Annotated in this window: 29 protein-coding genes; 11 read left to right on the top strand and 18 right to left on the bottom strand. The window is 69.2% G+C overall.

Annotation, left to right across the window (positions count from 1 at the left end; translation table 11 throughout):
* Window positions 1–2 precede the first annotated feature (2 nt).
* Window positions 3–1,004, top strand: coding sequence for a YafY family protein (locus KBX00_RS05830; protein ID WP_210824001.1), 1,002 nt, complete (start codon window positions 3–5; stop codon window positions 1,002–1,004).
* Between the two features lie 101 nt (window positions 1,005–1,105).
* Here KBX00_RS05830 and KBX00_RS05825 read toward each other — a convergent pair whose 3' ends face one another.
* Window positions 1,106–1,378: a hypothetical protein gene (locus KBX00_RS05825; protein ID WP_210824000.1), complete on the bottom strand. Its 273-nt coding sequence runs from the start codon at window positions 1,376–1,378 to the stop codon at window positions 1,106–1,108.
* 229 nt (window positions 1,379–1,607) lie between these two features.
* Here KBX00_RS05825 and KBX00_RS05820 point away from each other — a divergent pair, with 229 nt between their 5' ends.
* The gene (locus tag KBX00_RS05820; RefSeq protein WP_210823999.1) at window positions 1,608–1,802 is read left to right on the top strand and encodes a DNA-binding protein; all 195 of its coding nucleotides are present in this window, start codon (window positions 1,608–1,610) and stop codon (window positions 1,800–1,802) included.
* Between the two features lie 32 nt (window positions 1,803–1,834).
* On the opposite strand, the gene KBX00_RS05815 is transcribed toward KBX00_RS05820, so the two are convergent.
* The gene (locus tag KBX00_RS05815) at window positions 1,835–2,593 is read right to left on the bottom strand and encodes an alpha/beta hydrolase (RefSeq protein WP_307868136.1); all 759 of its coding nucleotides are present in this window, start codon (window positions 2,591–2,593) and stop codon (window positions 1,835–1,837) included.
* Between the two features lie 121 nt (window positions 2,594–2,714).
* Window positions 2,715–3,140, bottom strand: a complete 426-nt coding sequence (locus KBX00_RS05810) for a helix-turn-helix domain-containing protein (protein WP_210823998.1) — start codon at window positions 3,138–3,140, stop codon at window positions 2,715–2,717.
* A gap of 144 nt (window positions 3,141–3,284) precedes the next feature.
* Here KBX00_RS05810 and KBX00_RS05805 point away from each other — a divergent pair, with 144 nt between their 5' ends.
* Window positions 3,285–3,773, top strand: coding sequence for an SRPBCC domain-containing protein (locus tag KBX00_RS05805; protein WP_210823996.1), 489 nt, complete (start codon window positions 3,285–3,287; stop codon window positions 3,771–3,773).
* A 127-nt stretch (window positions 3,774–3,900) separates the two neighbouring features.
* Here KBX00_RS05805 and KBX00_RS05800 read toward each other — a convergent pair whose 3' ends face one another.
* Entirely contained in the window at window positions 3,901–4,896 is a 996-nt protein-coding gene (locus KBX00_RS05800; protein ID WP_307868135.1) for a DUF1152 domain-containing protein, read from the bottom strand.
* 172 nt (window positions 4,897–5,068) lie between these two features.
* Window positions 5,069–5,785 carry a hypothetical protein gene (locus tag KBX00_RS05795; RefSeq protein ID WP_210823994.1) on the bottom strand — a complete coding sequence of 239 codons (717 nt, stop codon included), beginning with the start codon at window positions 5,783–5,785 and terminating at the stop codon, window positions 5,069–5,071.
* 283 nt (window positions 5,786–6,068) lie between these two features.
* Here KBX00_RS05795 and KBX00_RS05790 point away from each other — a divergent pair, with 283 nt between their 5' ends.
* Together KBX00_RS05790 and KBX00_RS05785 are read left to right on the top strand one after the other, a co-directional pair.
* Entirely contained in the window at window positions 6,069–6,578 is a 510-nt protein-coding gene (locus KBX00_RS05790; protein ID WP_210823992.1) for an O-acetyl-ADP-ribose deacetylase, read from the top strand.
* Window positions 6,579–6,651: 73 nt separating this feature from the next.
* A complete protein-coding gene (locus KBX00_RS05785) occupies window positions 6,652–7,062 on the top strand; it encodes an SMI1/KNR4 family protein (protein WP_210823989.1) in 411 nt (136 codons plus the stop codon).
* 92 nt (window positions 7,063–7,154) lie between these two features.
* Here the strand turns inward: KBX00_RS05785 and lepB are convergent, their stop codons facing one another.
* Window positions 7,155–7,646, bottom strand: a complete 492-nt coding sequence (lepB, locus tag KBX00_RS05780; protein ID WP_301547444.1) for a signal peptidase I — start codon at window positions 7,644–7,646, stop codon at window positions 7,155–7,157.
* Between the two features lie 134 nt (window positions 7,647–7,780).
* On the opposite strand from lepB, the gene KBX00_RS05775 reads away from it, so the two are divergent.
* Window positions 7,781–8,308 carry a hypothetical protein gene (locus tag KBX00_RS05775; protein ID WP_210823985.1) on the top strand — a complete coding sequence of 176 codons (528 nt, stop codon included), beginning with the start codon at window positions 7,781–7,783 and terminating at the stop codon, window positions 8,306–8,308.
* Window positions 8,309–8,426: 118 nt separating this feature from the next.
* Here the strand turns inward: KBX00_RS05775 and KBX00_RS05770 are convergent, their stop codons facing one another.
* Window positions 8,427–8,984 (bottom strand): helix-turn-helix domain-containing protein, encoded by a 558-nt coding sequence (locus KBX00_RS05770; protein WP_210823983.1) that lies wholly within the window; start codon window positions 8,982–8,984, stop codon window positions 8,427–8,429.
* A gap of 76 nt (window positions 8,985–9,060) precedes the next feature.
* Between KBX00_RS05770 and KBX00_RS05765 the strand changes: the two genes are divergently transcribed.
* Complete coding sequence (locus KBX00_RS05765) at window positions 9,061–10,683, top strand: bifunctional NAD(P)/FAD-dependent oxidoreductase/class I SAM-dependent methyltransferase (protein WP_210823982.1); 1,623 nt, start codon at window positions 9,061–9,063, stop codon at window positions 10,681–10,683.
* A 176-nt stretch (window positions 10,684–10,859) separates the two neighbouring features.
* On the opposite strand, the gene KBX00_RS05760 is transcribed toward KBX00_RS05765, so the two are convergent.
* Window positions 10,860–11,762: a helix-turn-helix domain-containing protein gene (locus KBX00_RS05760; RefSeq protein ID WP_210823980.1), complete on the bottom strand. Its 903-nt coding sequence runs from the start codon at window positions 11,760–11,762 to the stop codon at window positions 10,860–10,862.
* A 131-nt stretch (window positions 11,763–11,893) separates the two neighbouring features.
* Here KBX00_RS05760 and KBX00_RS05755 point away from each other — a divergent pair, with 131 nt between their 5' ends.
* Entirely contained in the window at window positions 11,894–12,799 is a 906-nt protein-coding gene (locus KBX00_RS05755; protein WP_210823978.1) for an oxidoreductase, read from the top strand.
* Window positions 12,800–12,933: 134 nt separating this feature from the next.
* Here KBX00_RS05755 and KBX00_RS05750 read toward each other — a convergent pair whose 3' ends face one another.
* Window positions 12,934–13,839, bottom strand: coding sequence for an alpha/beta hydrolase (locus KBX00_RS05750; protein WP_307868133.1), 906 nt, complete (start codon window positions 13,837–13,839; stop codon window positions 12,934–12,936).
* A 212-nt stretch (window positions 13,840–14,051) separates the two neighbouring features.
* On the opposite strand from KBX00_RS05750, the gene KBX00_RS05745 reads away from it, so the two are divergent.
* Window positions 14,052–14,384, top strand: coding sequence for a helix-turn-helix domain-containing protein (locus tag KBX00_RS05745; protein ID WP_210823975.1), 333 nt, complete (start codon window positions 14,052–14,054; stop codon window positions 14,382–14,384).
* A 73-nt stretch (window positions 14,385–14,457) separates the two neighbouring features.
* On the opposite strand, the gene KBX00_RS05740 is transcribed toward KBX00_RS05745, so the two are convergent.
* The 9 genes from KBX00_RS05740 to KBX00_RS05700 all read right to left on the bottom strand — a co-directional run bounded on the left by KBX00_RS05740 (window position 14,458) and on the right by KBX00_RS05700 (window position 24,693).
* Window positions 14,458–14,985, bottom strand: coding sequence for a hypothetical protein (locus KBX00_RS05740; RefSeq protein ID WP_210823974.1), 528 nt, complete (start codon window positions 14,983–14,985; stop codon window positions 14,458–14,460).
* A gap of 247 nt (window positions 14,986–15,232) precedes the next feature.
* Window positions 15,233–16,087 (bottom strand): hypothetical protein, encoded by an 855-nt coding sequence (locus tag KBX00_RS05735; RefSeq protein WP_210823973.1) that lies wholly within the window; start codon window positions 16,085–16,087, stop codon window positions 15,233–15,235.
* Window positions 16,088–16,205: 118 nt separating this feature from the next.
* Complete coding sequence (locus KBX00_RS05730; RefSeq protein ID WP_210823972.1) at window positions 16,206–17,432, bottom strand: iron-containing alcohol dehydrogenase; 1,227 nt, start codon at window positions 17,430–17,432, stop codon at window positions 16,206–16,208.
* A gap of 163 nt (window positions 17,433–17,595) precedes the next feature.
* Entirely contained in the window at window positions 17,596–19,056 is a 1,461-nt protein-coding gene (locus tag KBX00_RS05725; RefSeq protein WP_210823971.1) for an NAD-dependent succinate-semialdehyde dehydrogenase, read from the bottom strand.
* A gap of 277 nt (window positions 19,057–19,333) precedes the next feature.
* On the bottom strand, window positions 19,334–20,410 hold the full coding sequence (locus KBX00_RS05720; protein WP_210823970.1) for an ABC transporter ATP-binding protein: 1,077 nt from the start codon (window positions 20,408–20,410) through the stop codon (window positions 19,334–19,336).
* Window positions 20,410–21,477, bottom strand: a complete 1,068-nt coding sequence (locus tag KBX00_RS05715) for an ABC transporter ATP-binding protein (RefSeq protein ID WP_210823969.1) — start codon at window positions 21,475–21,477, stop codon at window positions 20,410–20,412. Before KBX00_RS05715 ends, KBX00_RS05720 begins: the two co-directional genes overlap by 1 nt.
* Window positions 21,477–22,388, bottom strand: a complete 912-nt coding sequence (locus KBX00_RS05710) for a carbohydrate ABC transporter permease (protein ID WP_210823967.1) — start codon at window positions 22,386–22,388, stop codon at window positions 21,477–21,479. Before KBX00_RS05710 ends, KBX00_RS05715 begins: the two co-directional genes overlap by 1 nt.
* Window positions 22,388–23,335: a carbohydrate ABC transporter permease gene (locus KBX00_RS05705; RefSeq protein WP_210823965.1), complete on the bottom strand. Its 948-nt coding sequence runs from the start codon at window positions 23,333–23,335 to the stop codon at window positions 22,388–22,390. The genes KBX00_RS05710 and KBX00_RS05705 overlap by 1 nt, the downstream gene beginning before the upstream one ends.
* Window positions 23,332–24,693, bottom strand: coding sequence for an extracellular solute-binding protein (locus tag KBX00_RS05700; protein ID WP_301547397.1), 1,362 nt, complete (start codon window positions 24,691–24,693; stop codon window positions 23,332–23,334). The genes KBX00_RS05705 and KBX00_RS05700 overlap by 4 nt, the downstream gene beginning before the upstream one ends.
* 446 nt (window positions 24,694–25,139) lie before the next feature.
* On the opposite strand from KBX00_RS05700, the gene KBX00_RS05695 reads away from it, so the two are divergent.
* Together KBX00_RS05695 and KBX00_RS05690 are read left to right on the top strand one after the other, a co-directional pair.
* Entirely contained in the window at window positions 25,140–25,883 is a 744-nt protein-coding gene (locus tag KBX00_RS05695; protein ID WP_210823961.1) for a GntR family transcriptional regulator, read from the top strand.
* 83 nt (window positions 25,884–25,966) lie between these two features.
* Window positions 25,967–26,536, top strand: coding sequence for a DJ-1/PfpI family protein (locus tag KBX00_RS05690; RefSeq protein ID WP_210823960.1), 570 nt, complete (start codon window positions 25,967–25,969; stop codon window positions 26,534–26,536).
* Window positions 26,537–26,539 lie beyond the last annotated feature (3 nt).

The following is a 26,539-nucleotide window of genomic DNA, read 5'->3' as shown; positions in this document are numbered from 1 at the left end:
TCATGCCGACCGATACCGGTCAGCTCCTGACCGGTTTTCGTGGAAGTGTTGTCGAGGTGCGAGCCGACCGGTTGATGGCCATCCTCCTACTGCTGCAACAGCGCGAGCAGGTGACCGCAGCGGAGGTTGCCCGGGAGTTGGAGATCTCCGAGCGCACCGCCCGCCGCGACCTCGACGCCCTGGGTATGGCCGGGGTCCCGGTGTACTCCATCCAGGGCCGAGGCGGCGGCTGGCGCCTCGTGGGTGGTGCCCGCACCGACCTGTCCGGATTGACCGCGAGTGAGGCCCGCGCTCTTTTCCTGGTCGCCGGCCCGGCGTCGGCTGCGACGCCGGCCGTGAAAGCGGCGCTGCGCAAGCTCGTCCAAGCCCTGCCGGAACCTTTCCGGGCGCAGGCCGAGGCGGCAGCGTCATCGCTCGTCATGGACCCGCAGCGATGGGGGGCGAGCCGGGAAGAGCCGCGACCGCCTCGCTTCCTCGACGCGCTCCAGGACGCGGTGATCCGCGGGGTCCAGGTCCGGCTCGGCTACGTCGATCGCGAAGGCACCGAAACCGAGCGAACCGTGCACCCGCTGGGAATCGTGGCCAAGGGCCCCTCGTGGTACCTCGTCGCCAACACCGAGGCCGGACGGCGGACCTTCCGGATCGACCGCGTCTCGTCCGCCGACCCGACCTGCGATCCCGCACACCGGCCCGAGGATTTCGACCTCGCCGAGAGTTGGCGCGCGATCGCCGACGAAGTCGACCGCAAACGAACGCCCCTCGAAGCCCGGGCGGTGTGCGCGCCCCCGGGGATAGGCGTGCTCCGGATCGGATTCGGGGGCCGGCTCGAGGTGGGAGGCGCCACGACCGACGGCCGCATCGAGGTCGTGATCCGCGGCAACGACGAACACACACTCGCCGGCGAGCTTGCCGGGCTGGTCGAGTGGATCGAGGTGACCGGCCCTCCGGGTGTACGAGACCACCTGGCCTCGATCGGCAACGCGCTCGTCGAGCGATACGGCTGACACCGACCGCCCGGACGTACGGCAGGACAACAACCGAGATCACCGGCCGATAACCGGAGGGGGTCGGCCGTCGCGGATGTCAGTGCGTGGAGTTGCACGTGTCATTCCGCGGTGATGAGCAGCAGGCCCCGAAGCTGGAGGTGGGGTGGTACGCCGTCGAGGATCATTGCGGTGTTCTCTCCCGCTCGCGCCGTCTCCGAATCGTGCCGGGCGCAGATGCGGAGGAATCGGGCCGCCACGACGGGATATCGCACGCTGCCGTCAACGAGCCACAGGCGACTCCCGCGGACTACTGGGCCGCCCTGGATCCGGCCGGTCACCACGATGGTGCCGTCCGGATCCACGAAGGCGTCCTCGATCCGCATTTCACACATCGGATCTACGGTACGAGACGGAGCATCAGTCGTGAGCGGGCCTTGTGCTGCCGCCGTCGCGCGTCGTGGTCCGTCGCTACGTGGTCGGGCCGCCAACCTCCTGCGTACCCCCAGAGCTGCCATGGCGTGGTGCCGAGAGCCGCCTCGGCTGGTGGTAGGCGACATCCCGGTGTTCTTCTAAGCCGCGACGAGACCATCGGGTGGGGGATCGGCGGTCTACCATCGAGCGGTGGATTCGTCCCTTGATACTTTGCCGAAGATCAGCGCACCCGCGACGCGGGCGCTGAACGCCGCCGGCTACACGGCCCTACGCCAGCTCGCGGGTGTGCCGCGCGCAGAGCTTGCCAGGTTGCACGGCATGGGGCCGAAAGCACTGGACATCATTGAGGCTGCCCTCGAACAGCACGATCTGGGGCTGAGCTGACGCTGCGTGGTCGAACGTCACGCCGGGATCGGTTACCGCTGCCCGCTGAGCCGCTCGGTGATCCAGGCTGCCGCTTTCTCGACCGCCTGCCGGGACTCGTCGGTGTGGTCGAGCATGTCGAACCCGTGCTGCCCGTTCGGTACGTCGAGCACGTCGACCGGTACCCCGTTGTCACCCGCCGTCTGCAGAAACATCGCGACCGGCTCGGCCAACAGGTGGCGCTCCAGGCCCACCCGGGTGAGCAGGATCGGCGGTACGGGCCGTCCGGCCTCGCCGATCGCCGCAGCCGGTGCGAACCGAGGATCGATGCCCCACTCCGTTAACGGCGCCAGCAGCGGGTACGTCAGGGCGACTGCCCGCAGCCACTCCGGCCGCTCGCGGAGCCAGTCGGTGCTCAGCAGCCCTCCGCCGGAGAAGAACCAGAGTGCGATCCGCTCCGGGTCGACGCGCGGGTCGGCACGTACCCGCTCTACCGCCCCGGCGACGTCCTGTGCGGCCAAGGGGTAGTCCGCGCAGGGTCCGTCCGGGCCGACAACCATCCTGAGACGATGCTCGGCGGTCACCGCGACCGGGCCGAGGGAGGCGAGGAGCGAGCCGTAGCCGCGGTAGACCGGCCAGTCACGCGGGGTCGGGCTCATGCCGGGCGGCAACGGGCCACCATGAACGAGGATCACCGCGGGGCATGGCACGTCGCCATCCGGCAGGTACCAGTCGAGGTTCAGCTCCCGCTCCGCGTGGCGGTCGGATGGGGCCAGTACGAAAGGGCGAAGGAAGCTCGGCGTCTCTTCCACGATCGCAGTCTGTCACGCAAGGTTCGATCTCGCACACCAGCCGCCGTCTAGACGGCACCCAACGTCATCCGCATCTGGCACCGCCGACAGCGCACCACCCGTAGTCGCGGACCGTGCCCGGCTACGCGTACGGCGGGTTGGTCGTTTTTGCGGTGGATGCCTGGTCGAATTCGTCGCGGTTCCGGGTGATGTCGCGCTGGTGGTCGCGGACCCAGCGCACGAGTTCGTCCACGGCCTCGCTCATTGAGCGGCCGAGTGGCGTCAGGGCATATTCCACCCGTGGAGGTACTTGCGGGTATGCGGATCGGGTAACCAACCCGTCGCGGGTGAGGGCGCGCAGCGTCTGGCTGAGCATCCGTTGGGAGATGCCGGCTACGTGCTCGTGTAGTGCGGTGAAGCGCAGCGGACCGGGGGTCAGGGCCGTGATGGTCAGTAACGTCCACTTGTCGCCGACCCGCGCCAGTACGTCACGGACGAGTTCGATCGTCTGTACGCAGTCCGGCGCGACTCCGCGCCGTGCGAGTCCGGCACCAAGGGAGCTTGTCATGGCTCTTTGGTTCCTCTTCTGTCAGTAGCTGACTTCAAAGTGCGTATTGGAAAGCCGGATTAAGTCCGGTGGACGTACGTTTCTTACTGATCGTAACTGGCGTGCGGCCATCTCCTGTGTGGCCGTGACAGCGGGAGGAACGGCATGGTCCGGCACGACACGTTCACGATCTCGCGGCACCTCGACGTGCCGCCGGGCGAGGTCTTCAGGGCGTTCGCCGACACCACGATCAGACAACGGTGGTTCCGGCTCCCCGGCAGCGGAGCCTCGTACGAGCACGACTTCCGGGTGGGCGGCGGCGAGACGGCGCGCAGCACCTTCACCGGGCTGGACACGGCGCCCGAGCGGTTGGCGTACCGGTCGCGGTACATCGACATCGCGGGTACCCACCGGATCGTCTACGGCTACGAGGCCGTCGTCGACGACGAACTGCGATGGACCTCGCTGGTCACCGTCCGACTCGACGCCGAGGCGGACGGAACCCGCCTGGACTGGACCGAGCAGGTGACCTTTGTCAAATGCACGGGGGACGGCAGTGCGGACCTGGCGCACCTGCGCGGCGGGAGCGTACTGCGACTGAACGGCCTTGACGCGGCCCTGCGACCCGGACGCCCCCGTCAGCACCGGCGGTGAAAGCGCGTACTGGATTCCGGCCCGACGGGTCCGTGGATGATGGACGCGGGAGGCCCGTGCTGGTCGTCCACAGCAACTCCGGTCTTCCGGTGCCACCTGTCGTACCGGCGGCCGACCCTTCGGGTGTTCAGTGGGGGAATGCGCGGGGGACGCGGGCGTTGAGGAGTTCGTCGCGGAACGTTTGGATGCGCGTGATGACCTGTCGTCTGCCGACGGTGTTCTCGATGCGGTCGAGGTAGAGGCATCGGGCGGCGAGTTTGTCGAGGCTGACGGTGAAGTAGATCGCCATCAGCGGGTTGACGAACAGGTCGCCGCCGCCGGTGCGCCGGGTGAAGCGGACGTCTCCGAACTTGCCGCTGGTGGCGGCGGCGATCTGTCCTTGGACGATGCTGGGCCGGTCCGGGGTGGCGGCTTGGGCGTCGGCGACGGCATCGCGGTACAGCGCCGCCTCCCGGCTCGATCCGGGGATGGACAGGGCACCGAGGTAGCCGCCGTCACGGTCGAGTGCGGCGAGGTTCTCCAGCACCTGAACGTGGTTGACGCCGTCGTAGGCGTCGATACCGAAGCCGAGACTGGTCACCAGCTTGACTGGCACGTCCAGCGCGGCCACGGCGGCCAGACTGGTGATGTCCTCCACCGGGGTGCCGAGATCGCCCTCGTCGCCGCGCAGCAGGACATCGGTGCCGCCATCGACCAGCACCACCGCGTCGATGTCGAGCTGTTCGACCAGGTACCGGTACGCCGCCCGCACCGGCTGGACACCGAGCGGCGCAAAGGCGTACACGGTCGACGGCAGCTGCTGAGCCGCCAGCCACCGGGCGAGCGTCCGTTCGGGGAAGTACCAGTCCGGGCTGGTGGTGTCCGGCTGCACTGCCGCGACGTGCTCCGCTACCCACGCGGCACGGTCGATCAACTCCAGCTGGGAGAAGGACAGGTTGGCCAGGTGCACCTGCGCGCCGCGGTGCCACAGGGCGAACGCCAAGGGCAGGCCGGCGTACACGTCGAACCCACCGCCCGCACCGGCGATGAGGATGCTCCGCGCCGGAGCCAGGGCGGCAAACAGCGGCGGAACGGCCAACGAGAACGCACCCGGGTCGGCCGGTGGCACGGCAGGGTTCAGCACCGCTCAATGATCAACCAAGCCCGCGCTGTCCGAGCCACCTGGCCCACCGCGACGGGCAACAGCGACCGGGTGTACGCACGTGCCGCCGTTCGTGGGCGCCGGCTGACCGGGAGACGGTCGCGCTTGCTGGCGGTGCACGAGCGTCTCGGACCGCCGAGAGCCGCGTGCCGGCTCAGAATCCAGTCTCGTCCCAACCGGATGCTGCTACTGGCAGCTTCAGCCGTTGCCTGGTCTGGCTGACCGTCTGGATCAGGCGTTCGCGTAGTGCGACGCGATCGTCCAGGAGGCCCAGTAGCTCCGACGCCTGTGCAGCCAGAGATCGTTGCCAACCTGCTGCCGGGTCGGCTGGCACCACGCGCGTGAGCTGGCGCCTGGCCTGCGTCACATCACCACAGATGGCGGCTGCCACGCCGGCGTGGTAGGCGTGCCACAAGGGCGACTCGTCCGGCCTGGTGGTACGGGACGTCAAGCTTTCGGCAACGGCGCCGACGTGGGGAAACTGCGCGCGGAGTTCGGCGATCCGAGCGGCAGCAACTCCGGCGGTCACGGTGATGTCCCGGAAGAACTGGTCAGGTTTCACAAAGCCGACGTGTTCGCTCCAGCCAGGTTCACCGACGGGCGGCCGGGTGACGAAGGATCCATCGTCGCGCCAGTACAACCGTGAGCCTTCATCGAATGCCCAATGGTCGCGCTCCACCCAGAGCCACATGGCACTCACGTTGAGGTAGGTGCCCGGGTTGTGACTCGGCTGGAACTCCGCGATGATCAACCACCAGGCGCGATCGTCGTACCACGTCCGCGACCGCCCCTTCTGCAGAAGGCCGAGCGGACGTAAAGCAGACCCGGCCGCCGCCGTGATCGACCGGTTGATCTCCTTGCTCCTGGACACGCGGACATTGTCGTCACCGAAGCGCCCTCCGGCCCAGAGAGGGGGGTGGCCGCAAGCCTGTGCACCGCCGAACGGAGGAGGCGGGGCCATCGACCGTCGGTCAGACTCCCTGTGTGACGGCTGCCAGCGATCGCGACCGTGTCCTTGCGGCACTTCGGCTCAGCTCGAGGCCGTTGGAGCAGCGAGGAGACTGGCCCCGGCGAGTGCGTCCGCCTTGTCAGAATCGGGTAGCCGCTTGGGGACCGTTGGGCCGGCCCCTCGTCGGGTGTGCCAGGATCCTGCTGTGGCCGTGATCGAGACTGTGCTGGGTGACATCACCCGGGAGGACGTGGACGCCATCGTCACGGCCGCGAACGAGTCACTGCTCGGCGGCGGCGGTGTCGACGGCGCGGTCCACCGCGCTGCCGGGCCTCGGCTGGCGCAGGCCGGGGGTGCGATCGGCCCCTGCGAGCCGGGCGACGCGATGGCCACCCCGGCGTTCGACCTCGACCCACCGGTGCGGCACATCATCCATGCTGTCGGACCGGTCTGGGAAGGCGGCGACCACGGCGAGGCCGACGTGCTGGCCTCCTGCTACCGCCGGAGCCTGCAGGTCGCCGACGAACTCGGCGCCCGCAGCGTCGCCTTCCCGGCAATCGCCACCGGCGTGTACGGCTTCCCCGCCGACCAGGCCGCCCGAATCGCCATAGCCACGATCAGATCCACGCCGACAAACGTCCAACGGGTACGACTCGTCGCCTTCAACGAAGACACCCGAAAGCACTTACAAGCCGCAGTGACCGCCACAGGCTGACCCATCCGGGTCTGCCGCTGATGGTGTGCGTCGAAGACTTGTGGGGACCGTACGGCGCGCCGACGATGGCGACATGATCATCGACGGCTTGCCGGTCCCGTCTGTGCTCCTCCGTGCGGTGCAGCAGGGTCGGTGGGTAGCTCCAGACCGCTCGTCCTCGATGTACCGCGAAGTCTTCGGCGATGACGCGGTAGTCCCACAATTCCTTCCCTTGAGTCGGATGACGGCCAACAGGCGCTGGCTCGACGACATGCCGGAGGACTATCGCGGGTTCTATCTCGGTCAGCCGGACCGGCAGCGCCCGCCTGGCGACGTGGATCCTGACCAGTCTCTCCTGATCGGTGACCTCGGCCCCGACCAGCCGTTCGCGTTGGACTACAGACCTTCCTTGGCCGACCCGTCGGTGATCTACCTCAGCACAACGGCGGACTGGATCGAGGTTGCGCCCAACATCGAGACGTTGATCGAACGCCTCAGGATCTGACTGTGCCGAGGGGTCCGCGCTCTCTTCTGCCGCCGTCCGAGCGCTTACCGTCGGCCACCTCGGTACGTTCGTGGCTGGTGTCGGGTGCGCTGTCAGTCGACCATTACGGCGAAGACCGACGACACCGGCACCGGACCGGCACACCGGGAGTCGTTCGACCGGGCGCGACTATCGCCCATGAGAAAGACGGAGTCGGCCGGCACGGTAACCGCGGCGAACCGGCGCGGCCCGCAGTAGTTCGGGTTCGGCGGCTCGTCGAGCGATGCGTCCTCAGTCACGTATGGCTCGGCCAACGGCTTACCGTCGACCGTCACCTTGCCCGAGGTGTCGCAGCAGGCGATGGTTTCGCCGCCGGCCGCGACGACGCGTTTGAGCAGCGGCGCCTGACGGTCACCCCAGAGATCGCCGGGGGAGCGGAACAGCACGACATCGCCGCGCCGTGCCTCGTACGTGCCGGTGACTGTCCGTGCGGTGACAACCTGGCCGGCCTTGACCGTCGGCTCCATACTGACGCCGCCCTGGGTGAACTGTTCGGTGGCTCCCGTCTCGGTCGAGTCACCGTCGCCGCAGCCGGCAACAGCCATCACGAGAAGGAGCACCATCAGTCTGCGCATCCGACGGATCCTGCCAGAAGCGGCGGCGCCATGCGGTCCGCCGGACGCCGACTCCAGTCTGGCTACCGGCGTACCGACGTAGCGTGCGCCGTATCGTGTTGGCCGTGATCGAGACCACTGCGCCGCGGACGCATGATCGGAGAGGCACGATCGCCCTCGTGTTCGCGTGCGTGAGTCTGCTCCTGTCGTTGATCGCCTGCGGTGTGGTGGGGCTGTCCGTCGGCAGCGACGGCGTAGACCTGCTCCCCGTGCAGTCCGGGCCGGAGATCGCCAGCGCGGCCCAGGTGGAAGCCATCGCTCAGGTGACCCTGCCACCCGGCAGCGTGCTGCTCGTCGCGGTGTACCGCAACGGCCTGGAAACCCAACTCTCGGCCAAGTTCCGCATGCCCCGCTCCGAACTCGACGCCTTCGTCGCCACGGCGAATTTCACGACGGCTCTCGTACCAGGGCTTCGGGCAGTCGACGCCACGCACAACGTCGGTGGCGGGAACACGTGGGATCCCGAAACCGCCACGACCATCGCCGGCCTCGACGAGGAGCAGCCACTAGCAGACGGCACACATCGAGCGCTCCTGGTCGACCTCGACGCACCCGGTGCGGTCACCGTATACCTCTATGCCAGCCGTAACTGAACCGTTCAGGCATACCCTTCGCCGCAGGCAGCGGACACCGGATGTCGGGTGCGGTTCGGACTTCAGGGTCCGTCGGCCGCCGCCCAACGGCTGTCACGGCCAGCGCCACGATTCACGCTCACTGGTGCAGATGTGCGCGCTGCCCCTCGCGGTCGAAAATCATGATCAGTTCGGCCGGTCCGTCAAGTGCTGTCATCGAGTGTGGTGTCATGGTCGAGAATTCGGCTGCTTCGCCCTTTTCGACCTCGATGTGCCGCTCGCCGAGCCACAGCAGCACTCTGCCTTCGAGCACCAGAAGCCAGTCGTACCCCGGATGGACCCGCTGGGTCGGCATCGTCGCCTCAGGCTCCAAGCGGACCTTCATGGCCATGGTGCGCCCGTCGAGGCGGCTCAGGGGCCACGTGGTGCGCGAACCCGAACGGTGCTGCACGGGGCGGATCACCACGTCCTCGTCGCTGGTTGCCTCGAAGAGGACGTCGAGGCTTACCTGTAGCGCGTTGGCCAAGGGGACGAGCACGTCGAGGCTGAGTGTGCGTTTGCCCGTTTCGACCCGGCTGATCGTCGACGGGCTGAGGTTGGTGCGTTCGGCGAGTTCGTCGAGGGAATAGCCGAGCGTGGTGCGGATGCTTCGCAGCCGGGTGCGCGCCAGACGCTCTACGTCGCTGCGGTCGTTCATCTTTCCAGCATGCGGGTGTCTTGCGAATTTCGCAACCTGCCTTTCACCTGCCGCCAGGTGTTCCTACGCTGGTCTCATGACAGATCATGCCCACGGGGCCTCCGACCACGCACCGCACCAGAGCATCGTCCGCAGGTGCGATGTCGCCGTCATCGGCGGATCGGCGGCCGGTCTCGCGGCCGCGCTGCAACTCGCTCGTCAGCGACGCTCGGTCATCGTCGTCGACGACGGCACGCCGCGGAACGCGCCGGCCGCGCACATGCACGGCTACCTCGGACGCGAGGGCACCCCGCCCGAGGCGATGCGGGCCATCGGGCGGGCAGAGGTCCGTAGCTATGGTGGCAACGTCCTCACCGGCCGTGTCCTGACGGTGCGGAAGGAGGACGACGGGTTCCACCTCGCGCTCTCGGGCGGCCACGGTCTCGTCGCCCGCCGGGTGCTGGTCGCGACCGGCATCGTCGATGAGCTTCCCGACATCGAGGGACTCGGCGAGCGTTGGGGCCGTCAGGTGTTCAACTGTCCGTTCTGTCATGGTTGGGAGGTTCGTGACCTGCGGGTCGTGCAGATCGTCACGACGCCGATGGGACTGCACCCGACCCAGCTGATGCGGCACCTGACCGACCGGTTGACCGTGGTGCTGCACGACGCGACGGGGATCGACCCGGCCGCGGTGCAGGCCCTCGTCGCCTCCGGGGTCCCGGTGGCCGAGGGTGCGGTGCGCCGGGTGGCCGACGGCGACCCGGCCGGGTCACTCATCGTCGAGCTGGCCGACGGCCGCAGCCTGCCAGCCGACGCGATCCTCACCGGGGGCCGGTTCCGTCCCCGGGTCGAGATGCTCGCCGGGCTCGGCATCGACACCACCGCGCACCCCAGCGGACTCGGTGACCTCGTCGCGGTCGACGCCACCGGACGTACCAGTGTGGCGGGCGTCTTCGCCGCCGGGAACCTGACCGATCCGAGCGCCCAGGTCCTGCAGTCCGCCGCCAACGGTAGCTGGATCGGCGCCCAGATCGCCTTCAGCCTCGCCGCCGAGGACACCACGGCGGGTGCTCGTCCCTCCGGCGTCGAGATCGAGTGGGACAGCCGCTACGGGGACCAGGAACGCATCTGGAGTGCCAACCCGAACGGCACCCTCGTGGCGGAGGCGACGGACCTACCCCCCGGGCGGGCGCTCGACGTCGGCGCGGGTGAGGGAGCCGACGCGCTCTGGCTGGCCGAACGGGGCTGGCGGGTGACCGCCTCCGACGTCTCCAGCAGGGCACTCGACCGCATTCGGGCCGAAGCGGACCGTCGCGGGCTCGACGTGCGTACGCTGCACCGCGACGCCAACGACTCCGCCGCCTTCGCGGGCGAGACCTACGACCTCGTCTCCCTGCAGTACGGTTCGTTCCAGCGCACCCCCGAGCGTCGCGGACTGCGCAACCTGCTCGACGCCGTGGCCGTCGGTGGGACGCTGCTCGTCGTCGGTCACGACCTGACCTGGCTGCAGCAGCCGTCGGATCCCGGCGAGCAGACCCGCATGTACGACCCGGAGGCGTACGTCGGCATCGACGAGATCGCCGCCGAGATCGCGGCTTCGGACGACTGGCGCATCGACGTGAACGAGACCCGCCCGCGTCCCCCGGGGGCGATCAGCACGCACCACGTCGACGACGTCGTGCTGCGCGCCGTCCGACTCGACCACCGCAAGCAGTGGTAAGGCCACGCCGAAGGGGTCAGCCGGCGGCCAGTCGTAGTAGTCCGAGCGCGACGGGCGCGACGGCGCAGATCCGGTTGATGCGCCGTGACCGGCGGCCGTCAGTCTTCTGGCGGGCGAGGTGTCCGGGGCCTGCGCCGAGGGCGATGTCGACGGTTAGCGGCGCGTCCGGTCACCCGCTACCCGATGGTCGTACGCCTGGGTCGGCCCGCCGGCCCGCCCTGTTCTGCTCGGGTCGCGTGCAATGACGCCAGGAGTTGTAGCCGGTCCGCGTCGGCGCTGCCCGGCTCGGCGGTGAAGACGAGCATGATGGGGCCGGGGTTTCCCGGTAGGGGATAGGTGTCCCAGTCCAGGACGATGTCGCCCACCTCGGGAATCCGGAAGGTCTTGGTGCCGCTCACCGACTCGCGTACGTCGTGCTGGGCCCACAACCGCCGGAAGTGGGCGCTGCGGATGCTCAGTTCACCGACGATCGCGGTGGCGCGTGGGTGGGTGGGGTCGGTGGCGACGGCGGCGCGCATCATGCCGATGTAGTCCAGAGCCTGCTGCTCCCAGTCCGGGCAGCTCCGCTGGCCGGTCAGCGTGTCGTCGAACAGCAGCAGGAGCATGTTGAGCCGGTCGCTCGGGTAGGTGTCCGGGTCGCCGAGCAGTGCCTGGGCCATCGGGTTCCAGTCGAGCAGGTCGAGATGCCGGCCGAGGATGACCGCAGGGGTGTCCATCACCCGCAGCAGGCGCCGGGTGCTTTCCGGGACCCGCTCCGGATCGCGGTTCACGCGGGCGGGCGTGGGTCGGCGGGCGGCGCGGGCCAAGGTGAACAGGTGCCGGCTTTCCTTGTCGTCGAGGCCGAGCGCGCCGGCAAGCGCGTCCAGGACGTCGTCGGACGGGCGTACCTCCCGGCCCTGCTCGATCCGCTGGTAGTAGTCGGTGCTCAGCCCGGCCAGCAGGGCCAACTCCTCGCGCCGCAGCCCGGTGACCTTGCGCCGGTCGCCCGGCTCCAGGCCGACGTCGCGAGGACGCAGCCGGCCACGCCGGGCGCGTAGGAAGTCGCCGAGCTCCCGAGCGTACGGATGAGGACCGTTCATGCCGCAAGTGTGCCGCGGCCCGGACCGCCGAAGGTAGGTCACGCAGACCTAGGCAACCGGGAACGACCGAACCGGTCCGGATCGCTCCTAACGTCGGTGGCCCCGGCGCACCGACACCTCAGGAGCAGCAGATGACCGGATGGACCGCCGACCGGATGCCCGACCAGCGCGGGCGGGTCGCCGTGGTGACCGGCGCGAACTCGGGCCTCGGCCTGGTCACCGCCACCGAACTGGCCCGACACGGCGCCCACGTCGTGCTCGCCGTCCGCCATACCCCCGCCGGCGAGGAGGCCGCCCGCCGGATCGGCGGCGACGTCGAGGTACGCGAGATGGACCTGGCCTCCCTCGCCTCCGTGCGGGCCTTCGCGGCGAAGCTGGCCGCCGATCACCCGGCGATCGACCTGCTGGTCAACAATGCCGGTGTGGTACTGCTCGGCCCGCGCCGCACCTCCGCCGACGGATTCGAACTGCACCTCGCCACCAACATGCTGGGCCACTTCGCGCTCACCGGCCTGCTGCTCGGGAACCTGGCCGCGGCGCGGGAAGCCCGCGTGGTCAGCCTCAGCTCGATCACTCACAAGAGCGCGCACCTGGACGTCGCTGACCTGATGTTCGAGCGCGACTACCGGGCAGCCACCGCCTACGGCCGGTCCAAGCTCGCCACCACGATCTTCGGTATCGAACTGGACCGGCGCCTGCGGGCCGCCGGAGCGCCGATCGTCAGCGTGCTGGCCCACCCCGGTCTCACCCGCACCAACCTGACTCCGCGTGCCTGGGAGCACCGCGGCCGGTTCGGGCGACTGATCGCCTGGGCCGGGCTGTTGGCGACCCAGCCGGTGGAGCAGGGCGCACTGCCACAGTTGCGCGCCGCGACCGAGCCCGGTGTACGCGGCGGCCAGTTCTTCGGACCATCCGGACTCTGGGAGACGCGGGGCAGGGTCACCGAGGCCCGGCTGAGCCCGGAGGCCACCGACCCGGCCGTCGGTAAGCGGCTGTGGGCGGCGGCCGAGGCTCTGACCGGCGTCAGCTACCTCTGACCTGCGACGGCCACCGGCCGTTCGGCGGCACCGCCGCGTACCGCCCTGGGGCCGTGCACCGCTGCGTGGGCGGGCATCCGGTGGGTGGGTCGCAGCGTCCGCCGAGCCGGCCCGGGTTCCGGTTGTCACCGCGATCAGGCCGTCGCGGCGGAACTGGGATCGGTAGGCACCGCGGTAGCGCCGCCGAGGTGCCGGTGCAGGAAGGCCGCGGTGGCGTCAGCGGCCTGCCGGACGTACGGCTCCACGTCGTAGAGGTCGATGTGCTGCTTGGCGTCGAGCCAGCGGATCTCCTTCGGTCCGGTCGCGTCGGTGTGCAGCGCCTCGGCGAGTTCTGGTGCGCAGTAGGCGTCGGCCCGGCCGTGTACGACAAGCAGCGGGGTGGCGGAGAGCAACGGCGCCGCGCCAAGCGCGTCGAAGGTCATGAGAGCGTGTAGCGAGCCGTAGGTGACCCGGTTCTCCCAGCGCGCCGCCGTCGACCGCGCGGTGCCGTAGTAGGCGAACGGCTCGTCGCCGCCCATCGCCGCGAGTGCCCCGTCGGCCGCGACCGCCGGCAACTCCTCGTCGTAGCGCTCCAGGAAGGAGCCCAGCGCCCGACGGTATCCCTCGGGATCGCCTGCGCTGAAGCGGACGGGGCTGTTGTAACCACCGGCGATGCCCACGACCGCGCGGATTCTCGGGTCGGTGGCGGCCGCGCGGACCGCGTACCCGCCACCGAGACAGATCCCGACGGCGGCCACCCGGGCGGCGTCCACGGCTGGGTGCGCGGCGAGCAGGCTCACCGCTGCCCGCAGGTCGGCGAGCTTGCCCTGGCTGTCCTCGTGGGCGCGGCGTCCGCCGCTCTCGCCGAAGCCGCGGTGGTCGAAGGCGAGTGTGGTCAGACCGTGCTCGTGCAGCCGAGCGGCGTACGTGCCGACGACTTGTTCCTTGACGCCGGTGAACGGACCGGTCAGCACGACAGCAGGCGCGCCGTCGGCGGCCACGGCGAGGTTGCCGACCAGCGTGAGACCGTCGGCGGTGAAGCTGACACGCTCGATGTTCACACTGCCACCGCCTCGGTCGGCGCCGTGCCGGCGCCACCGGTCACCTCGGCGGCGGTGTAGGTGTGGATGCGGTACTCGGACATGGCGGCGATGTTCCCTTCGGCGTCTACTGTTGACTCGACGCTAGGTCGCGCGGTGCTCGTCGAACAGAAGGCACCTTGTGGTGCCCTTCGACCTTCGCGAGTGGCGCTGTCCGATCCTCGGGGGTGCTCATGTCGCTGGTGGTTCCGGACGTGCTCGAAGAGGGCTGCACGACACGGCAGGCGATCGAGCGGCTCGCCTCGAAGTGGCGGATTCTGATCATCTACGCGCTGCTCGCCGGTCCCCAGCGGCACGCCGAGCTGCGTCGCCGCGTCGCGGGGATCACTCAGAAGGTCCTGACCGAAACACTTCGCGAGATGGAGCGTGACGGGCTGGTGCAGCGACGGGTGCTCAGGGAAGCACCGCCGCAGCACGTCGAGTACGCGTTGACCGCTCTCGGCAAGACCCTGCAGGAACCACTCGCCGCCATCTGTGCCTGGGCGACGGAGAACAATCCCGTCTGATCAGTTGCTGTGCCGCCGGTTTCGACGAATGACATCCGGATCTCCGCGAGCCGTGCAACTGGCGCTAACGGATTCATCGCCGGGGCGGTTCCGGCGGCGAGTCGGAGAAGATTTCCTCGCGTAGCCGCGCGAGCTCGGCGCGTCGTGCGGCGAGTTGCCGTCGCACCTCCGCCAGTTCGGCGTCCTCCGCAACGTCCGGACCGTCCTGGTCGGGGCGCAGCGTCGGCCACAGACCGAGAACGCTGAGTATGAAAAGGACCAGACCTCCGCCGGCTGGCAGCAGCAACCAGGGGTCCGGCTCCCAGGCGGAGGTGGCGTTCGGGCCCGCCACCTTGGCATCGATCGCGCCGTCGGGCCGTTCGTAGAGCAAGGGGCGGATGTGTACCCGGTCGATGCGGACGCTGCCGTCGTCTGCGGTGAAGGGACCCGAACACGCCCAGCCGTCCCGCTTGCTGCCCGACTCGAAGTGGCAGTCACTGGCCATGACCTGCCCTGGCACCCCGGCGACGTACGCGTAGCTTCGCTCGGCCCCCATGACCATGAGGACCGCCCCGAAGACGAGCACCAAGCCGCCGTAGGCGACGGCCGGGAGACCATGCACCGTTTGGCTCCTGAAGCCGCTGCGGGCTAACCAACCCATGCCCGCAGGGTACTGACATCGTTCGACACTGGACCTGCCCTGGTCACCGGCGCCCGGGCCGAGATCGAACGACGATGGCGGACGTGAGCGGCTTGGCGGGCGGCGACCGGTGCGTGGTTCCCGGCCCTCCGGCCTTCCGGCGCCGTTGGCTGCCGCAACGGCCGCCCGCCAAGCCTGCCTCGTCCTCGTGTCGGTGTTCAGTGGTCGGTCAGCACGGCGGCGGTCGCCAGCCGTCGCGGTACCGGACACCGTCCGGCCGGAGCCGGACCTCGTCGTACCACGAGCCGGGCACGGGTTCGGTGCGGATCATTGCCGGCCGCTCCACCACGACGCAGACGGTCGAGCCGGGCCACCACCAGCCGCCGGATCGTGTCAGGTCGGTCCAGGTCCGCAGGTGGTCGCTCGCCTCGGCGGGGTACGCGGCCAGCCCGAGCCGGTGCAGCGTGTCGTAGTAGCCGACCCAGAATGCGTCCTGCTGGCCGTACCAGCAGACCGGGGTCTGCCGGTCGCCGCCGGGCAGCCCCGCGCGGACCGGTTGCGTGAAGCCGGGGATCAGGCTGCGGTGCAGGGCGTTGCGGACGCCTCGGTGCAGCACGACGCCGAGTGGCACCTGCCGGTCGAGGGCATCCGGCGGTGGCAGCTCCGGCCAAGGTTCGCGTGCTCTGCCTCGTCGGACGGGAGACAGTTCGGGGTCGGTGTGCCGGACGCCGTCGCTGAGCGCTGCCCTCAGCCGGGACGCCACGGTCGCGATGTCGCTGGCCGGGGCCGGTGGGCCGGCCGGGGCGGGGTCACGGACCCACTGGAGGAGCTGGTCGAGGGTGGGCAGTCGCTGGATCAGCGGCAGGGCCGCGGCGGGGGAGTCCACCCAGGCGAACCGGGGCTCGCGGCGGCCGGCCCGGGCGTAGATCGCCGTGAGGCACTGTTGCGTGGTGGCTCGGTCGGCGGGTTCGGTGGAGAGGGCGTACCCCAGCCACTCCTGCCGGATCACTTCGGCCTGCCGCCACAGTTCGCGGGAGTCCGGGGAGAGGGTCGCGGCCTCGTCGTGCCGCGTGGGCGCGGTCAACGCGCCAGGGCGTGGCCGCCCTTCCGGTTGGAGATCATCGCTAGATGATGGCCGATCGTGTCGCTACACGCAACCGGTCTGGCTGACCGGGGAGACTCGGAGTCATGTGAGGGTTCGGTCACTGTCTCAGGACGTGTCGGGTCCTATCCCCCGTCCAGGCCGCTTCGAGGATGGCGGTCAGGCTGGCGGTGTCGGTCGGGCCCGGATGGTTCTGGATCAGGCGGGTGACGCCACTGGCCATCTCCGCGAAGCGCGGGAGGTCGGTGCGGGCCACGCCGATGTCCGCCAAGGTGGGCGGGATGCCGATGTCGGCAAGGAGTCCGTCGAGCCAGGTGAGGAACGCGCCTGCGGCCTCGGCGTCGGAGGCGTCGGTCACGTCGAGCCCGCACACCCCGGCGAGGATGGCCAACCGGTCGGCGATGGCGTCCCTGGCCGCGTCCAGTGCATAGGGCAGTAGCAACCCGACGCCCAGGCCGTGCGGCGTGTGCGTGGCTGCGCCGATGGGGTACTGGAGCGCGTGCGGAGCCGCGTTGCCCGCGTGGGAGAAGGCGAGCCCGGCGAGCATGGACCCGTAGGACATGTCCGCGCGCGCGTCGGTGTCACCGCCGTCCCGGACCGCACGACGCAGGCTACGGGCGATCCGCTCCGCCGCCAGGAGCGCGTAGTGGTCGGTGATCGGGTTGCGGCCGAGGAACACCTGCTCCACCGGGTCGCGCGGCCCGTGGGCCCGGGGTCGCGCGGTGTAGCTCTCCACCGCGTGACAGAACGCGTCGATGCCGGAGTGGGCGGTGACGGTCGCCGGGCAGGTGTACGTGAGTTCGGGGTCGACGATCGCGAAGTCGGGCACGATGTGGACGCTGGAGATGCCCACCTTCAGCTCGCGGTCCGGGTCGGTCAACACCGAGACGGGGGTGAGTTCGGAGCCGGTGCCCGACGTCGTCGGGACCGCGACGAGAGGAAACGTCGGCCCCGGCACCTTCGACTCGCCGTAGAAGTCGCGCGGCGTTCCACCGTGGCGCCGGATGACTCCGACGATCTTGGCAAGGTCGATCACCGTGCCACCGCCGATGGCGAGGATCACGTCGGCGTCCACCTCGGCGGCGGCCGAGACGGCCAGGGCGACATCGGTGAGTGGCACGTCTGGAGCCGCGTCGGCGAACACCTCGACGACACCGACCTTCTCCCGCACGGCGGCCACGATCTCGGCCACGCCCGGCTGGCGCAGGAGAACCTGGTCGGTCACGATGAGGACGCGCGAGCCGCTCTCGGCCACCACTCGTGGGATGTTCTGTGCGACACCTTCGCCCACGATCAGCTGGCGTGGTCCGCGGACGGTCTCAAGCATGTCGGTGCCTCTTTCGAAACGACGGCGGCGATGTGCTGGGCGGACGTCCGGGTCACCTGCGAGACCGGGACGGCGTCGGTGAGGTCGGCCGGGTGGAGCCCGGTCAGATCGGGTGGACGCAGGGCGCCGGGTTTTTCGGCGGGCACCCGGGGCAGTAGGCCGGTCATGGTAGGTCGATCGCCGCGTAGGTGACGTCGAGGTACTCGAGGATGCCCTCGTGCGACCCCTCCTTGCCGACCCCGGACTGTTTGACGCCGCCGAACGGAGCTGACGGGTCCGATATCAGCCCTCGGTTGATGCCGATCATCCCCGTGTCCAGCCCCTCGGTGAACCGCAGCGCCCGCTGGAGGTCACGGGTGAAGACGTATCCGACCAGGCCGTGCTCGGTGTCGTTGGCCTTCGCCAGCACCTCGTCGTCGGACGTGAACGAGATGATCGGCGCGACCGGGCCGAAGATTTCCGCCCTGAGCATCTGCGCGTCGTCGGGCACGTCGACCAGGACCGTGGGCGGATAGAAGTGACCCGGCCCATCCGGACGCTTGCCGCCCACCAGGACCCGGGCGCCGCGATCGACCGCGTCGACGACGAGTTCGTCGATCCTGGCTACCGAGGTCTCGTCGATCAGTGCTCCGACGTTCACGCCGTCGTCGAGACCATGGCCCACCGACAGCGCGCCCATCCGCTCGGCGAAACGCGCGGTGAACTCCTCGCGCACCGGCTCCTCGACGTAGATCCGGTTGGCCGCGATGCAGGACTCCCCGATGTTGCGCATCTTGGCCACCATGGCACCGTCGACCGCGACGTCCAGGTCCGCGTCGGCACACACGATCAAGGCCGCGTTGCCGCCCAGTTCCATGGAGGTGCGCAGCACGTTGTCCGCAGCCTGCCGTAGCAGCACCCGTCCGACCTCGGTCGACCCGGTGAACGACAGCTTGCGGGTGCGGCCGTCGGCCAGCAGCGCGGCGACCACCTCGCCGGCCCGCCTGGTGGTCACCACGTTGACCACGCCCGGGGGAACGCCGACCTGCTCCATGATGCGGGCCAGGACCAGCATGGTCAGTGGCGTCTGGGCTGCCGGCTTGGTGACCGTCGTGCAACCTGCGGCCAGCGCAGGAGCGATCTTGCGGGCGCCCATGGCCAGCGGAAAGTTCCAGGGCGTCACGAAGACGCACGGGCCGACCGGCTTCGGCACCGTGAGGATGCGGTATCCGCCCGCGGGGGCGGTGCTGTAGCGACCTTCGACGCGTACCGCCTCCTCGGCGAACCAGCGGAAGAACTCGGCGCCGTAGGCCACCTCTGCCCGAGCCTCGGCGAGCGGCTTGCCCATCTCGAGCGTTATCAGCCGGGCGATCTCCTCGGCTCGCTCGGTCAATGCCAGGTACGTCGCGGTCAACAGCTCTGACCGTCGCCGCGGCGGGGTCGTCGCCCACTGCCCCATTGCGGTGCTCGCCGCGTCCAGAGCCGCGAGTCCATCCACGACGCCGGCGTCCGCCACCTCGGCGATGGTCCTGCCGGTGGCCGGGTCCTCGACGGCGAAGGTGGCTCCGCTCGCGGCGTCGCGCCAGGCGTCGCCGATCCGGAGCCGCCGATGCTCGGGTGCCAGGACGTTCATCGGGTCACTCATTGCGCCGCCTCCTCGGATCTTCCTGGTGATGTCCGGCGTGCCTCGACGATCACGCCGTGCGCGCGGCCCGACGGGGTCACCCGCCCTCGCCGCCGGGGCGAGGTCGCCGAGCGGGTCGGACATGGCGTTGCCTGGTCTCCAGGGCGACGCCCCGCGCGACCGGTCGCCTTCTCGGGCCACGGCCGTCTCCGCGCCGTCAGGTCGTGCGCGATGGTGACGGTCCGCCGGGGTTCGATTGCCGCGTGCGGGCGCATGGTGCCGTCGCCGCCCGGCGCGGTTACCGCCCAGCCCGGGACAGCGACAGCCCGGTGTCCGCGTCGAACAGGTGCGCACGGTCCAGGTCGACCGTGACGTGCAGCCGTTCGCCCGGGGTGCCGGCGACGGTGGGCCGTGCCTTGACCTTGAGCATCTCTGTCCCCACTCGGACGTCGACCACCGTGCGGTCACCGAGCGGCTCAAGCCCGTAGAGTTCCCCCGACAACGACGTGTTCCCACGCTGCTCGACGGACAGATCCTCCGCGCGCAGGCCCAGCAGCAGCTCGCGACCGTTCTCAGCCGTGCTCCAACGGGGTCGCGGCAGCGTCCAGCCCTGCGCACCGACCAGACGGTCTCCCTCGGCGCGGCAGGCGAGCAGGCTGATCGGCGGGCTTCCGACGAATCCGGCGACCCATCGGTTGGCGGGACGCTCGTACACCTCGGTCGGGGTCCCGACCTGCTGCACCGTTCCCTCCTTGAGGACCGCGACCTGGTCGGCCATGGACAGGGCCTCGACCTGGTCGTTCGTCACGTAGACGAAGGTCGCTCCGAGGCTGCGGTGGATGCGGGTGAGTTCGGTGCGCATCTCGACGCGGAGCTTGAGATCGAGGTTTGTCAGCGGCTCGTCCATGAGAAACGCGCGCGGGCTACGAACCAGCGCCCGGGCCAGGGCGACCCGCTGCATCTCACCACCCGACAACTGTGCGGGACGACGCTGCAGCAGCCGATCGATGTGCAACAGGTTCGACATCCGCTCGACGGCGGCGGCGATCTCGCTCGACGAACGGCGGCGGGCCCGCAGCGGGGAAGCGATGTTCTCGTACGCCGTGTGTCGCGGGTAGAGGGCGTAGTTCTGGAAGACCATGGCCAGGTCGCGGGCGGCCGGGGCGTCACCGGTCGCGTCCCTGCCGTCCAGATGCACCGATCCGGCGTCGAGCTTCTCAAGGCCGGCGATCGCTCGGAGGGTCGTCGTCTTGCCCGCCCCGGAGGGCCCGAGCACGACGAAGAACGAGCCGTCCGGCACGTCGAGCGTCACCCCGTCCAGGGCCTGGACCTTGCCGAAGGACTTGCACAGCCCGTGCGCTGCCACGGTTCCCATCAGGCCACCAGTTCTTCCGTGTGCACGTCGTAGACCGTCGGGGTTCCGCCGGTGTGCCGCAGCCCGACGGGTGTGTCGGCGGCGAACCGGACAGTCGGGGGCATCCGTACCCGTACGTCGTGTTGGCCGCTGTGGTCCACCACGTAGATGATCTCGTCGCCCAGCCACTCCGCCGAGACCACCCGGGCGGGGACCGAACCTTCCGCCCCTGGTGTGGTGACTTCCAGCGCCTCCGGCCGGACGCCGGCGACCAGACGACGGTCGCGCGGTAGGCCGGGCGGTGGCGTGAGGACCAGTCCGCCCTGACTGCGCAGCTTCTCGTCGGCCACCGCCACCTCGATCAGGTTCATCGGTGGTGAGCCGATGAACGCGGCGCAGAAGAGACTCGCCGGACGGTCGTAGACCTCCAGCGGCGTACCGATCTGCTCGACGCGGCCCTTGTTGAGGATGGCGATCCGGTGCCCGAGCGACATCGCCTCGACCTGGTCGTGGGTGACGTAGACCATCGTCGTGCCCAGTTCCCCCTGCAGGTGCTTGATCTCCGTGCGCATGTCCGCCCGCAGTTCCGCGTCCAGATTGGTGAGCGGTTCGTCCATGAGGAATGCGCGCGGTCGCCGCACCAGGGCGCGAGCCAGCGCGACCCGTTGCTGCTCCCCGCCGGACAGTTGGCGCGGTCGCCGGTCGAGCAGCTGATCGAGCCGCATCAACCGGGCGGCCTCGGCGACCCGCTCGCGTACCTCCGCCTTGGGCAGTCCCTCGGCCCGCAGTGGGAATGCCAGGTTGTCCCGGGTGCGCAGATGTGGGTAGAGAGCGTAGAACTGGAACACCATGGCGATGTCACGCTCGGCGGGCGGCAGGTCGTTGACGAGCGTGTCGCCGATGCGGATGTCGCCCGTCGTCTGCCGCTCCAGGCCGGCTATGGCCCGCAGCGTGGTCGTCTTGCCACAACCCGACGGGCCGAGCATCACGAACAGCTCGCCGTCGCCGATGGACAGGTCCACGTGGTCGACCGCGACCGTGCCGTCCGGGTAGCGCTTGTGCAGGGCCGTCACCTCGATACCCGCCATCAGCGTCGCACCGCCCCGAGCGTCACGCCGGCGACGAGGTGCTTGCGCACCAGGTAGGCGAAGACGAGCACCGGTAGGGCGAAGACGACGGAGGCGGCGGCCACGAGACCCCAGTCCGTGGTGGTGCCACCGATGAGACCGGCGATGGCAGGTGGCGCTGTCCGCACGCTGTCGCTGGAGGTGAGGAAGATGGCGAACACGAACTCGTTCCACGAGAAGATGAGAGCGAAGACCGCCGTCGCGGCGATGCCGGGTACGAGCAGGGGAAGGGTGAATCGCCGGAACGCCTGCAGGCGGGTGTAGCCGTCGAGCATGGCGGCGTCCTCGTACTCCGCGGGCACCTCGTCGACGAACCCCTTCATCATCCAGATCGTGAACGGCACGTTGAACGCGGTGTAGATGAGGATCAGGCCGAGCTTGCTGTCGATGAGTCCGACCTGGCGGTACATGAGGAAGATCGGGATCACCACCACCACGGGCGGCATGAAGCGGGTGGACAGGATGAAGAACAGCTGGTCCTTCCTGGCCTTCACGGCGAAGCGTGAGTATGCCCAGGCCGCGGGCACTCCCAGCACGGTGGCCAGCAGCGTAGAGACCCCGGCGACGACGGCGGAGTTGAGAAACGCGACGGACAAGGCCGAACGACCGCCGTCGGGGCCGACGAACACGTCCTTGAAGTGCTCCATGGTGACCGTGAAGCCGAAGAATTCGGCTGGGACGGCGTAGACGTCCCGGTTCTCCTTGATGGACGTCTCGATCATCCACAGCACCGGGAAGAGCATCAGGACGGCCAGCACGGTCAGCAGCGCGACCTCCACCAGGGAGCGGCCCCGACCGCCGAGGCGGCGGGTGGGGCGCGGACGATCCCGGGCCGGAACCGTGGACACGGCCTCGTCGACGGAGACGGCCATCAGCCCTCCTTGAGCTTGTTCAGGTAGCGCAGGTAGAGCTGCGTGAGGACGATGACGACGAGGACCATGAGGATTCCGTACGCCGAGGCGGTTCCGGTGTTGAAGCCCAGGAACGCGACCTTGTAGACGTGGAACGACAGCGTCTCGGTGGAGACACCTGGGCCACCGTTGGTGAGGATGTAGACGAGGTCGAACAGTCGGAAGGCCTCGATGGCCCGGAACAGCACGGCGATGAGGAGCAGCGGCCACACCAGCGGAAGAGTGATGGTGCGGAACCGGAACCACTCGGACGCCCGGTCGATCGAGGCGGCCTCGTACAGGTACTTGGGCACCGCGGTGAGGCCGGCAAGGGCGATGAGCATGATGAACGGCGTCCATTGCCAGGTGTCGACCACGATCAGGGAGATCAAGGCCGTACGCTGCCGGGTGAGCCACTCCACCTGCCCCAGGCCGATCGAGCCGAGCAGGCTGTTGATCACGCCGAACTGCGCGTCGAGCATGAATCGCCAGAACAGACCGACCACCACCGGCGACAGCATCATCGGCACCAGGAACAGGGTGGTGAGCACTCCTCGCCCGTGCGTGCGTCGGGAGATGAGGTAGGCGATGGCGAAGCCGAGCACGGTCTGCAGGGTTACCGCGCCGACCACGTAGATCAACGTCGTCAGGGCCCGCTGGTGGACCTGCGCCGACGTCAGGATGGCGGTGTAGTTGCCGAACCCGACGAAACGGGCGGGTCCGCCGCGGGTGGCCGAGTAGTCGGTGAACGACAGGTACAACGCCCACAGCAGCGGGAACACGGACATGGCGAGCAACAGCAGCAGCGCGGGGGAGATGAAGGCCACGGCGAGCCCGCGGTCGCTCAGCCGGCGGGACCGACCCGGTGCAGGCGGCGTCGCGGACGCCACCTGCCCGGGGTCGGTCGTCAGCGGTACGGGGTCACTCACAGTCCGCCGCCGCCCCTGCGGTTGCTGGAGTCGAGCACGGCCTGTTGCTCCTTGGCGATGTCGTCGAGCGCATCCTTCGGACTCTTCGCGCCGTTCAGAGCCGCGTTCACGTTGGTGTTCTCGATGTCGACGAGGCGCGCGTACTCGGGCACGTTCCACATGTCCCGCATCCGTGGCACCGAGTCGGCGTACACCTGGTTGAACGGGCCGGCATTGAGGAACTCGGGCGATTCCAGGGCGTCCGTACGCGCTGGCACACCACCGGCCGCGGCCCACTTCTTCTGGATGTCGGCCCGCTCGAACCACTTCATGAAGTTCAGCGCCTCAGCCTGGTTGGCCTCGGCGGAGTAGGCGGACACGTGCATCCCCATGCCGCCGAGCGGGACCAGGTTGGTCTTCTGGCTCGGCAGGGTGGCAAAACCCAGCTTGTCGAGAATCTGCTCGCGGGTGGTGCCGAGCGTCGACTGCTTCGGATCGAGCAGCCCGCCGCTGGCGGCGATCCAGTTGAACGCGATGCACGCCTTGCCCTGGGCGACCGCCGCGTTCACCTCGTCGATGAACCAGTTGCCGGACCCTTTGGCGGTCAGCGGCTTCATCCTGTTGACCAGGACGTCCATCGCCTCCTGGCCGGCGGCGTCGTTGAGGACGCCCTCGATCTTGCGCGTCTTGGGGTCCCACAGGTTGCCGCCGTAGACGCCGTTCACCGTGTTGTAGGTTACGGCCGCGGCGTCGGAGCCGTTGGCCTGGTGGAAAGCCAGCCCGCTGACGCCAGGGTTGTCCGCCTGGCACTTCTCGGCGACCGAGATCATCTCATCCCAGGTCTGCGGTGGCTGGTCGCCGATCAGGTCCTTGCGATAGATCATCGTCCAGGTGTCGCCGAGCAGCGGCAGTCCGTACAGGCGGGCGTTCTCGTCGCGCTGGCCGGTCTCCGCCTGGGGGAACTGGCCGTACGCTGCCAGGAGATAAGGGTTGTAGGCCGTGACGTCGATGTTGTTCTTGACGAAGTCGGTGATGTCGAGGATGTTGCCGTTCGTCACGGCCTCGCCGATGTGCTGCGAGTCCAGGATCGCGATGTCGAAGTCGGTCTTGCGGGCGGCGAACTGGGTGAACATCGCGTCGTGCCAGTTCGCGTTCGGCACGGTGTTGACCTTGATCGTCGCGTTTGGTCGCTCCTTCTTGTACTCCGCGTTCGCGAAGTCTTCGAGCGCCTGGGCGGGGGGCCAGTCGAACCAGATGAAGCTGAGGGTCAGCGGGTCCGTGGTGAGCTCCGGGATGGTCGCCGGCGCCTTGGGGGCGCTCACCTGTGCGCCGTCGTCCTGACCATCGCCGCAAGCTGCCATGGTCGTGGCCACCAGCATGGCGGCCGTCGCCAGCCGTACCTTTCGGCCAGGAACGGACATTCGTCCTATTCGCTGTTGATATCGCATCTTCTCGCCTGCTTTCCGGTGGGAGCTTCTAGAACCTCGCTCTGTGCTTCGCCGGCTTGTCTCACGTGTTGGCGGGCTGTCGCGGGGCCGACCTGCGGGCCGGCGTCACGATCACGCCGTGATGTACTGGATCTTCGTTTCGTCGAGCGGTCCTTCGGCCCGGCTGCGGTCCGGGAGTGGATCGAGCGGGACGTCGGGCACGCTCATGAGAGCTCCAGGTGATCGAAGTAGAACGATCGCGGGTGGCTCCGCGACGGTGCAGGATGGCGGTTGTACGCCATCTTTCCTATACGATCCGGCTGGGGCGTCAGCATGTCGCAGAGTTGTGACTGATGTCAACAGGTTCCGGAAGACGCAAAGAAGGGCCTCACGTCACGATGGACGACGAAGGAACGATCGCGCGGGGCCGTCGGGCCGTGACCGGCGCAACGTCGTCGGGAAGATCTGGCGGCCGGCTCGCCGACGAGGTGTACGACACGCTGCTCGGACAGCTGATGTCGCTTCGGATCGAGCCTGGCTCCCGGGTCACGATCGACGTCCTGGCGCGCGAGCTGGGGGTCTCGCAGACGCCGATCCGAGACGCGCTGAACCGTATGGAGGCCGAGGGCCTGGTCGTGCGGGTGCCTCATGCCGGCTACCGCATTCCACCCCAGATCACCCGCCGTCGATTCGAGGACATGCTCGAGGTCCGCCTGCTCCTCGAGCCGGCGGCGGCGCGCAGATCCGCCGAACGCGCTTCCTCGGAGCAGGTGGCCGGCCTGCGCGGAATGCTGGAGGAGATGGCGGAGCTGGAGGGGGGCAGCGGGCCCACGGCCTACGGGGCCTTCGGTCTACGCGACGCCGCTTTTCACGATCTCGTCGCCCTGAGCGCGGAGAACCAGGTCATCCGGGAAGCGCTCGCGCGCCTGCACAGCCACGTGCACCTCTTCCGGCTGCATCACGACACCCAGGTCACTCACCTGGCCATGGCCGAGCACGAGGAGATCGTGGCCGCGATCGCCGCGCGTGATCCCGACGCCGCCGCCTACGCGATGCGTCGGCACATCTTGCGGTCCGGCGAGCGTTTCCGGCGATTGTTCGACGAGGCCAGGGACGCGGACGCGGTGACGGTGAAGGCTTGACGGGCGGGCCGGGCCGGGGAATGCTAACTAAATCGGATCGGATTGGATCTACCCACCACCACCCCGGATGCGAGGAGAAGCAGGTGCCCAGAGCGCTGCTCCTGACCGGCGACGCCGCCGAGGAACTCGACACCATGTACCCCTACTATCGCGTGCAGGAGGGCGGCTGGGACGTCGACGTCACGTCACGGACGAGGCGTGACGTGCAACTTGTCATTCACGAGTTCGACCCCAACTCCGACGCCTACGTGGAGAAGAACGGCCGGAAGCTGCCGGTCGACGTGACCTGGGCCGAGGTAGACGTCGAGCGCTACGACGCCCTCATCATCCCCGGGGGACGGGCCCCGGAGTGGATCCGGGTCGACGCCGACGTCCGGCGCATCACCGAGCACTTCTTCGCGCGCAACCTCCCCATCGCGATGGTGTGCCACGGCGCGCAGGTGCCAGCGGTGTACGGGCTACTGAAAGGCCGCAAGACGGCGTGCTTCCCACCCATCACCGGGGACATGGAGAACGCGGGCGCGACGGTCATCGACGCTCCCGACGTGGTGGACGGCAACCTCGTCTCGTGCCGCGGGTGGCCCGACATGCCGCAGTTCGGCAGGGCGATGATGGAACTCTTCTCGAAGTCCGTCAGCTCCGCATCGGCATGAGCA

It is taken from the genome of Micromonospora sp. C95 (assembly GCF_018070465.1).
Taxonomy (GTDB): domain Bacteria; phylum Actinomycetota; class Actinomycetes; order Mycobacteriales; family Micromonosporaceae; genus Micromonospora.
This window is presented reverse-complemented; position numbering and strand designations above follow the sequence as displayed.